5 protein-coding genes, 1 tRNA gene and 5 pseudogenes are annotated in these 8982 nt (G+C 35.9%); 2 read left to right on the top strand and 9 right to left on the bottom strand.

The genetic code is table 11. The annotated features are described in order from the left end of the window. Nucleotides 1-362 precede the first annotated feature (362 nt). The 7 genes and pseudogenes from HET73_RS04275 to mgtE form a co-directional block, all read right to left on the bottom strand. Nucleotides 363-1251: pseudogene (locus tag HET73_RS04275) on the bottom strand (tRNA guanosine(34) transglycosylase Tgt); the annotation flags it as partial. Further along, nucleotides 1252-1726, bottom strand: a pseudogene (gene nuoE / locus HET73_RS04270) (NADH-quinone oxidoreductase subunit NuoE). It lies immediately after the preceding pseudogene. 626 nt (nucleotides 1727-2352) lie between these two features. Then, nucleotides 2353-2535 (bottom strand): hypothetical protein, encoded by a 183-nt coding sequence (locus HET73_RS04265; RefSeq protein ID WP_174132996.1) that lies wholly within the window; start codon nucleotides 2533-2535, stop codon nucleotides 2353-2355. A 69-nt stretch (nucleotides 2536-2604) separates the two neighbouring features. Continuing rightward, nucleotides 2605-3297 carry a hypothetical protein gene (locus HET73_RS04260; RefSeq protein WP_174132995.1) on the bottom strand — a complete coding sequence of 231 codons (693 nt, stop codon included), beginning with the start codon at nucleotides 3295-3297 and terminating at the stop codon, nucleotides 2605-2607. Continuing rightward, nucleotides 3284-3427, bottom strand: a complete 144-nt coding sequence (locus tag HET73_RS04255) for a hypothetical protein (RefSeq protein ID WP_174134077.1) — start codon at nucleotides 3425-3427, stop codon at nucleotides 3284-3286. Before HET73_RS04255 ends, HET73_RS04260 begins: the two co-directional genes overlap by 14 nt. Before the next feature lie 98 nt (nucleotides 3428-3525). Next, entirely contained in the window at nucleotides 3526-3885 is a 360-nt protein-coding gene (locus HET73_RS04250; protein ID WP_174134076.1) for a hypothetical protein, read from the bottom strand. A gap of 23 nt (nucleotides 3886-3908) precedes the next feature. Next, nucleotides 3909-5285 (bottom strand): annotated as a pseudogene (gene mgtE, locus HET73_RS09465) (magnesium transporter). A 254-nt stretch (nucleotides 5286-5539) separates the two neighbouring features. On the opposite strand from mgtE, the pseudogene prfB reads away from it, so the two are divergent. Then, a pseudogene (gene prfB, locus HET73_RS04240) lies at nucleotides 5540-6264 on the top strand (peptide chain release factor 2); the annotation flags it as partial. Between the two features lie 616 nt (nucleotides 6265-6880). Here prfB and HET73_RS04235 read toward each other — a convergent pair. Then, nucleotides 6881-8300, bottom strand: a pseudogene (locus HET73_RS04235) (metallopeptidase TldD-related protein). A gap of 59 nt (nucleotides 8301-8359) precedes the next feature. Here HET73_RS04235 and HET73_RS04230 point away from each other — a divergent pair. Then, nucleotides 8360-8444: transfer RNA gene (locus HET73_RS04230), tRNA-Leu, on the top strand. A gap of 146 nt (nucleotides 8445-8590) precedes the next feature. Here HET73_RS04230 and HET73_RS09460 read toward each other — a convergent pair. Further along, on the bottom strand, nucleotides 8591-8746 hold the full coding sequence (locus tag HET73_RS09460; protein WP_174132993.1) for a hypothetical protein: 156 nt from the start codon (nucleotides 8744-8746) through the stop codon (nucleotides 8591-8593). Nucleotides 8747-8982 lie beyond the last annotated feature (236 nt).

Raw genomic sequence — 8982 nt, 5'->3', positions numbered from 1 at the left:
TGCCCTTGCCACAGCCCTCTTTGCTTGTTTCTTTGCCAGCCTATATAGCTCTCTGTTCTCCTGTGTTTTCATAATTTTTAATACACCAAATGGTTGAGCACGCACCACCAACATATTTCAAATGGCCACAATCAAGATACAAGTTTGTTTGATTTTCATATTACCAGCATATTTTACTCATATTTAATTATTAAATAGACGTAATTACTCCAAGTGATTCTGATGAAGAGGAAAGTCCTCGAAAATTTAACTTTTTTATTATTTTATTATTTTTTAAAATAAATTTTTAAATGTTAAAATATGTCAGCGGTTGATTGAATCATGTTCACAAAATTGGATTACGACTGTGTCATGTTTAAAGAAGAATTTCTATTTTTCACTTTAACAAGCCCGCCACCATGTCTTGCCAGGCGAGTTGGATGCACACAATCAAACGTGTCAACCCCAAGCTCTACTGCACGAAAGATATCCACAATTTCACCAATGCCAAGCAAATGAGTTGGCCTATCTTTTTTTAAGTGCCTCATAGTAAAAGAAACTACATCATACACCTGCTCCTTACTCTGACCAAGTGATCCGCCTATTGCTTGACCGAAAAATGGTAAGTTATTGATAAAATCACAACTTTCTCTGCGATTCCATACAGTGCTTGTTTGCCATCATTACTTTTTCAAGTTCATTTAAAGAACGTTCAGCCCATCTGTGGCTCATGAGCATTGATATTCGTGTGTATTCTCTGCTTACATGAAACGGAGTGCATGCATCTAAAACTAAGATTAAATTCGCACCTAATTTTTGTTGAATTTGTATAGATTTTTCAGGAGTAAAACAATAAGTTTTACCATCGATATAAGAACGAAAAATTGCCCCGTCCTCATTAATTTTGACTAAAGTTTTTTGTTTTTTCCTTATTCCCCTTATTTCTTCCGAAACTGATCCGTGACCCAAGCTAAATATCTGGTATCCACCAGAATCAGTTAGCATTGGGCCATTCCATCCCATCATCTTGTGCAAACCACCAAGTTTTGCTACGGTATCCTCTCCCGGTTGGAGCATGAGGTGATAGGTGTTGGAAAGTATTATCTGAGTACCTGCTTCACTGATCCTTTCGATATCTGCAGCTTTAATTGCAGCTTTGGTTTCACAAAATATAAATGCTGGTGTTTCTATGTCTCCATTTGGAGTTTTAATTGTACCAATTCTTGCAGAACCTGATTGCTTGGTTATCCTAAATGAGAACTCTTCTTTCATCTATTTGTTTGAAAGCTCTGCTATGATATTTTCTACTTTTTCGGAAGAAAGATTTTCATAAAAATTGTCATTGATCTGTACAACAGGGGCATTAATACACGCACCAAGACATTCAACTTCTTTTAAAGTAAAAAGATTGTCTTTAGTGGTCTCACCGATATTGATTTCAAGTTTCTTTTTAAATGTATTTAAAACTTCTTCGCTACTGCATAACCAGCAAGGGGTTGTCCTACAAACTTGTATTCAGGTATTTACCCACTGGTTTTAAATTATACATAGTGTAAATATTTGCCACTTCATATACGCGAATATGTGTAATATGCAGCATATCAGCAACGTATCGCATGGCAGATACAGGAACCCATCCGCATTGTTCTTGAACCAAGTATAGTAAAGGCATAACAGCACTGCCTTCTTTACCTTTTGGATACATGTCTATAAACTTTTTTGCTTTCTTGAGGTTTTCTGATGAAATACTAAATTGCTCTTCTCAAAAGATTATAATTTAGGGTCAATAATTGCAATTAGACTTATTGCATGAAAAAGCAATTATTTTAATATTGGCATTTTTGGCAGCGCTGTGTGCTCTTAAATTGCCTTAGCTACAAACATTAAAAAATTTACCAAACGGAGAAAAATGGCAAAAGAATACCCGTGGGTGGCTAGTTATTTACATTTAACTTTCAAGCATGGTGTTCCCTTATTCTAAACGTATAATAACCGCGACTTAGCTGCTTTTGAGCTGCAATCAGTCTCAATTATAAACGTTAAGAAATTTACTAAACAGAAAAAATGACAAAAGAAACCCTATGGCAGCTAGTTATTCACTATCATTTTATCAGTTGGCGTTTTTTAATCTTTTTTAGCGCCCAAATAGGCGCAATTCACAGCACTAGTCGGTAATGTAGACAACAATGTAAAAGACATGAGGTGCACATAGTGCAAAAAATTAAACATGAGATGCCAGATACATAAGTTTTTTGTCGTTTAATCTGTACAGAGAAGATAAATAATCAGCTTCAATTTCATTATAATGAGATTGGTGGGGGTTGTCATGGAGTTTTTTTGTTTCTGTTGTTGGTTTTTTTTAGAAATAGCGCTTTATAGTATCATACTGTCTGCAGGGTATTGCTTATCCACCCAGTTTGCAATTTTATTACTGCTGCTTATTTCCCGTATTTCACTTTGTAGATCATGGTGACATTTATAATCTCCTTGCCCAGTACAGTGACATTGCTTAACAATCGTCTTAGGATGCTGATCGTTCAAGAACTTTGATACCACAATTCCCGTTTTATAAGGATTATCGCTTGTGTTTGATCATATAATAACCATAATATATATTATATAAACTCAAGTTCTCAGAGACTTAATCTTATCGATTCCCAGCTTAAAACGAGCCTCACAGACGGAGATTTTTTCGAGTCCATCGCATGTTTTCTCGCATGCTATAAAGTCTGCACTCCCCTCAAAAACTGGCAATTGAAGTTTCGGTGACAGACCTTCAACCACCGGCTGATAAAACTTGAGAAATTGAATACAATGGGTAAATTCATGGGAAATATGATACTTAATGTAATCGCTAGGAAAGGGTTTGTCATAAAACCAATGGCTGTTTTTGTGAAGAAAGAGAAATACATATGAAGCTAAGAATTCTGAAAGCTCTCTATACTGTGGGTGGTTATTATTGACTGTTAATCCAGTCCAAGTTCTTGGTGGGTCGAAGTTATGCACTTTTTTCAAGATTTCAGTAAGTTGATCTCTATTCTCTAGCATGAAAATGCGGAAATTTGCGCAATCGTTAACCTGAGCATCAAAAAATGTACAGCATCTCTTTAAAGTATCATTGGTAGTTTCTTCAATATATTTCAACTTCTCCTCACCAAGATTCTTATGGAAGACCTCTACTGTCAAATTACTTCCTTCAACATTGTAAGCATGCTTATCAGGAATAATTTCGCTCACTTCAGCTTCAAGTTTATCTCTAGGCTTGTAATTTGGCTTAATAGGATTAAAGAATTCTTTAACACTGCTAAAAAGACTCATGTAATTTCATATCGTCAATATACTTATCATAGCATAATAGGCAATTTCCGTCATGAAATATAGCTAACCCGAGGCCACTTACAGAGACTTCTTGCATGGTAGCCCTTCTTCTGTCATCCAAGTAACCCATTCCCAGTACTGGTTTCCATAAAAATGGTGCATTTTAACACCTACTTGATAAATTCCTGGGTCACGCGCTGGAATGACAGGAAGTAGCCCATTATGATGTCATCCCAGTACTGGGATCCAGGAAAAAAGAAAATAAATCCCGCTAGCGGGATGACGATAATTACAAACATTAAGAAATTTATCAAATAAAAAAAAGACAAAAGAATCCCCGTGATGCGAGTTTTGATCCTTTAATACTGTAAACTGGCGCTGTAATAATGTGCTGAGGCTTAGTTTAAGCGCGATTTGGCTGCATGTGAAAAAAATTAAAAGACGTGCAACCCCAATAATTTCGCCAATAAATACCTTAAGTTTTTTACTGAATTTTTGTCGTTGATCCTGCAGGTCAAAAACAAGTTTTGAGTCAGAAATATCCTTAGTAGCATGGTAATGAGATTGGCGGGAAGGGTTTTTTTGCAATGTGCTGCTATGCAAGAGTTCTATTAGCTATTTAGCAGAAAAACCGTAGCTAAGCCGAGAAATATAAAAGCTGAAAGAATATCTGTTGTTGCTGATGTTAGGATTGAAAAAGAAACAGTAGGATCTGATTTTAAACGGTAGAGCGTTATAGGAATGAAAGTTCCAATAAATGTTGCAATGATTGACATCATAATCATGGAAGCCACAAAAATTATCTCCACTTTGAAACTGTGGAATCTTATTGTTAATACAATGAGTGAAATAGCAGATAAAATTATCCCATTTATCAGACCTATCAAAAATTATTTTATCAGTATTCTGTTTGCATTTTGCTCGGTTAAATATTTTGTTGCAATTGCCCTGATAGTTAGCGTTACTGTTTGAGATCCTGCGTTTCCACTCATCGATGCAATTATTGGCATCACTATTGGGAGTACTACAAAGCTCTCTATTACATTATAAAAAAAAAAACCAACTACTATAGAACACACCGTTGCTGCTAAGAGATTAAATAATAGCCAAGGTAGCCTTTGGATTATAGTTTTGTGTATAGGGGGATTTATATCAGCTTTGGATGACACACCGCTTATTTTTAGTACGTCCTCTCTGTTTCTTGTTGAACAACTTTTATTACATCTTCGATTAAGATAACACCGATGATTTTACCGCGCTTATTTACTACTGGAGCTGATAGTAGAGAGTAATCTTTAAATATTCTTGCAACTTCCTCTTGATCCACTCCAGTTTTGATGATCGTTATCTCCTGGTTCATTATCTCTTTTATAGTTGTTTCTCCTGAGAATGAGATATTACCTTATTTAAATTAACACTACCTATAGGTTCTAATTTTGAATTAATGATGAAGATCTGATGAAATTTTTCCGGTATTTTTTTATAGTTGCGCAAAAATTCTGTTAGCTCATTTACTGTCCAATAATGTGGCGCTATAACCATATTTTTATGTACCAATCTTCCCGCACTTTCTTCTGGATATGATAATAACTTCTCTACTGACTTTTTAGTTGCATTGGGCAAGTAGTTGAGTATGTTTTCTAAAGATTGTCTATCCAAATATTTCACTATGGTTACTATATCTTCTAAATCAAGGAGCGTTAGTAACTTTACCGTATTTTCTAATCCCAATGTTTCTATGATTTCCACTTGTAGATCTGGGACTACGTGCACTAGAGCATCACTTAACACAAATATTGGTCTAGGATACTAACTGATTTTTCCCTGTGATCACTGATTGAAGTGGATAAAAAATAGGCTAACTGAACGCTGTCTATTGTTTTTAAAATATTATGGACGTTTTCTAGCTCTTCGTTATCGAGCGACTCGGTTAAGTCGTCAATAACCTTTTTATCTAAACCATAGTGAGAACTTATTTCAACATTCATATTTTTACCTTATTTCTTGATAAATACACGTACCTGATTTCTTTAAACATTAGAGCATAATAAGATTGTTTTAAATTAACTACTATATGGTTAAATTTCTTCTCTCTGTTTTGGTACTGTTATTGCTATTGATAGTGAATGTATTAAAATCTAAAGCGTAAATGAAAACTTATTTAGAAATTCTTGAACACTTTCAGGGTTTAGATAAGAGTATTTCTGTTACCAGGAGGTGTCTTTGACGTAGAAAAATTGAAGATAATAACGACTGCTTCTTGGAAATTCACTCAGGAGCTGGTGGAACGGAGAGCAATGATTGGGTTGAAATGCTCATGCGCATGTATGTAAGGTGGGCTGAGATTTATCACAACTTTAAAGTTGAAATTATAGAAAAGTTAGAGGGAGAGTCAGTTGGGATAAAATCTGCAGCGATAAAGATCATTGGGGAAAAAGCTTATGGATGGGCAAAAGCGAAAGTGGCATTCACAGACTAGTTAGAATATCGCCATTTGATGCAAACGTCATACCAGCTTTGCAAGCATAGGAGTAACGCGATTGATAGAAGATTCAATTGATATTGCTGTGGATGAGAAGAACTTAAAGATCGACACTTACCGCGCTTCTGGAGCAGGCGGTCAGCATGTGAACAAAACTGAGAGTGCGGTGCGCATTACGCATATTCCAACAGGTGTTATAGTTCAGTGCCAAAACAGCCGTTCCCAGCATCAGAATAAAAATGAGGCATTAAAGTTACTTAAAGGCCGTTTTACCAAATTGAGCTGGAGAAAAAAGAGCGGGAATTGGCTGAGGAGTATGGCAAAAAGTGCGATATAGGCTGGGTAATCAAATCAGGTCATACGTCGTACATCCGTATCAAATGGTGAAAGATTTAAGAACCGGATATGAAGTGGGCAATATAAATTCCGTCTTTGATGGCAATATAGACTGTTTTATAGTTAGTGTGCCGACAAATAAAAATTAGAGCGCGTCATAAAAAATGCTAAAAAAACCTTGACAACTCCCACCAATCTCATTACAATGACAACGAAGCTGATCATTTATCTTCCCTGTACAGATTAAACGACAAAAAAAACTTAGGTATCTCTGGCGTCTCATGTTTAATTTTTTACACTATGTTCCTCTCATGTCTTTTACATTTTTGTTTACATTATAGACTAGTGCTGTAAATTGCGCCTATTTGGGCGCTTAAAAAGATTAAAAAACGCCAACTGATAAAATGATAGTGAATAACTAGCTGTCCTAGGTTACTTTTGTCTTTTTTTCTGTTTAGTAAATTTCTTAACGTTTATAATTGAGACTTCAAACGCAACTGAGTCGCAGTTATTAGACTTTTAGAATAAGAGAACGCCATGTTTGAAAGTTAAATGTAAATAACTAGCCAACCACGGGGATTCTTTTGCCTTTATTTCTCATTTAGTAAATTTCTTAAATATTTTCTCAAGCTACAAGTGTCTGTTGAATGACAGGATGGAAAACATAAATTTTTTGAAATTCATGGAGCTGTGCTTTCAAACGGTAATGCCAGTAATGAGATTGGCGGGAGTTGTCAAGTAAGTTTTTATGCCAGCTTTATTAATTTACACCTCTGTTCCACCCACTGTGATTTCATCGACTTTGAGTGTTGGTTGACCAAACCCAACAGGTACATTTTGCCCGTCTTTCGAGCATGTGCCAATCCCGGGATATAACTTCAGGTCGTTGCCAATCATGGATACTTTTTTAGGACTATTGGCCCATCACCAATTAGCGTTGCTCCTTTGACTGGCTGTATAATTTTGCCATTTTCTATTAAGTCAGCTTCTGAAGATGAAAAAGCAAATTTTCCTAACGTTATATCAACTTGTCCACCTCCGAAATTTACTGCATACAGCCCGCTTTTTACGCTAGACATTATTTCTTCTGGTGTATGCTTTCCGGGCAACATATAAGTATTTGTCATGCGTGGCATAGCTTTATAGCTTTCTCTTCTGCCATTGCAAGTTAGATTTACGCCCATGAGTTTAGCGTTCATATGATCCTGCATATAGCCTTTGAGGATTCCATCCTCTATCAATACATTATGACCTGGCGGAGTGCCTTCATCATCTATGCTAACAGAACCACGCAGATTAGGCAGAGTTCCATCATCAACTACCGTGATGCCACTAGCTGCTACTTGTTTACAGATGTAATTTGAAAATGCTGAGATTCCTTTACGGTTAAAATCGCCTTCAAGGTCATGGCCTACAGCCTCATGTAACAATACTCCCGGCCACCCTGGACCTAGAACAACTGTCATCTCTCCGGCTGAAGTTGGAACAGCTTCAAGATTTACTAATGCTTGTCCTAATGCTTGATTTGCAACCTCTTTCCACTTTTTCTCAGAAATAAACTTACTATAAGAATCCCTTCCACCATGTCCTGCAGAACCATTTTCAGTGCGGCCATCTTTTTCTACGATGACTAGCACATTAAAGCGTACTAAAGGTCTGATGTTGCTTAATATGTGATCCCCCTTTATTATTTGCACAACTTGCCACTCTCCACTAAGAGTTATTTTCACTTGTGTCACGCAGTTATCTTTGGATCTTACATACTCGTTAACCTCGTTGAGCAGTTTAATTTTTGAGTTCAGATCTATTTCATTTATGGGGTTAATTCTTGGATACAGGCTTTGTGCCTCCCTGTTCAAGCTTATTGAATTTGTTTTGTTTAAAGACACCGAACTATTCACTATAGAAGCAGCATTACTGATTTCCTTTTCGCTAATCTCAGAAGAACAAACAAAAGACGTACTGTCTTCGCAAAAGGACCATACACCAACCCCCTTTTGGTATTCAAATCCATGTGTTTTAATATGTTATCATCAAAAACCATGGACTTTGATTGGAAAAACTCTAAAAATAGCTCACCACCGTCACTATTACTCAAAGCGCTATTGACAATTTTATATACGTTATTAATATCGACATTGTTTTGAGCAAAAAATATTTGATCTCGGTTTATATTGTCTGGCATCACCTTTAAACTAAAAATTGTTTAAGTATATTATTTAATTTTGACATAGTAAACCACAAAAAGCCCGGGTGGCGGAATGGTAGACGCGCTATCTTCAGGTGCTAGTAACTTTTCAATTTGTGGAAGTTCAAATCTTCTCTCTCTCTCTCTCTCTCTCTCTCTCTCTCTCGGACATTCTTAATTTTCATGTTGTTTTTTGAACGAATTAACGCTGTAATATAATATATTATCTATACCTAAGTTTATGAATCGTGAGAAAAAGGAGCTTGCCAACAGAAAAAAATAAGAACTTACTCAAAACGTCTAGTTACTACAATATCTACTACTTTTTTCATTGGGTACATAGTAGCATCAATCCTTAATATTTCTGTTTTTAGCCTGTTTTGTTCTATTGTCGGCACTATATTAAGTGCACTTTCGTTTGCTTTAAATATATGGTCATTCAAAGATCATTCCCAAAAGTAGGATCTTAATAAGCAGCTTGGCATCGAAAACACCCCAGGACCAAAAAAACAACTAACAAAGATCTGTCTTTGGTATTCCATCTGATGTTTTATTTCTAGCAGGATGAATTACACCTATTTTACCCTTTGAATCTCCTATTATACCTTTCATTTCTACTACTTTTTTCATTTTAGGCTGTACTGTTATGGCAGCCAACATCGTTCGGACCATGACTAGT

Source organism: Wolbachia endosymbiont of Atemnus politus (genome assembly GCF_013309895.1).
This window is presented reverse-complemented; position numbering and strand designations above follow the sequence as displayed.

Excerpts from the sequence above, each read along its gene's own strand:
- HET73_RS04260 (WP_174132995.1), bottom strand. The coding sequence starts at position 3,297 with ATGAGTCTTTTTAGCAGTGTTAAAGAATTCTTTAATCCTATTAAGCCA.
- HET73_RS04255 (WP_174134077.1), bottom strand. The coding sequence starts at position 3,427 with ATGGGTTACTTGGATGACAGAAGAAGGGCTACCATGCAAGAAGTCTCT.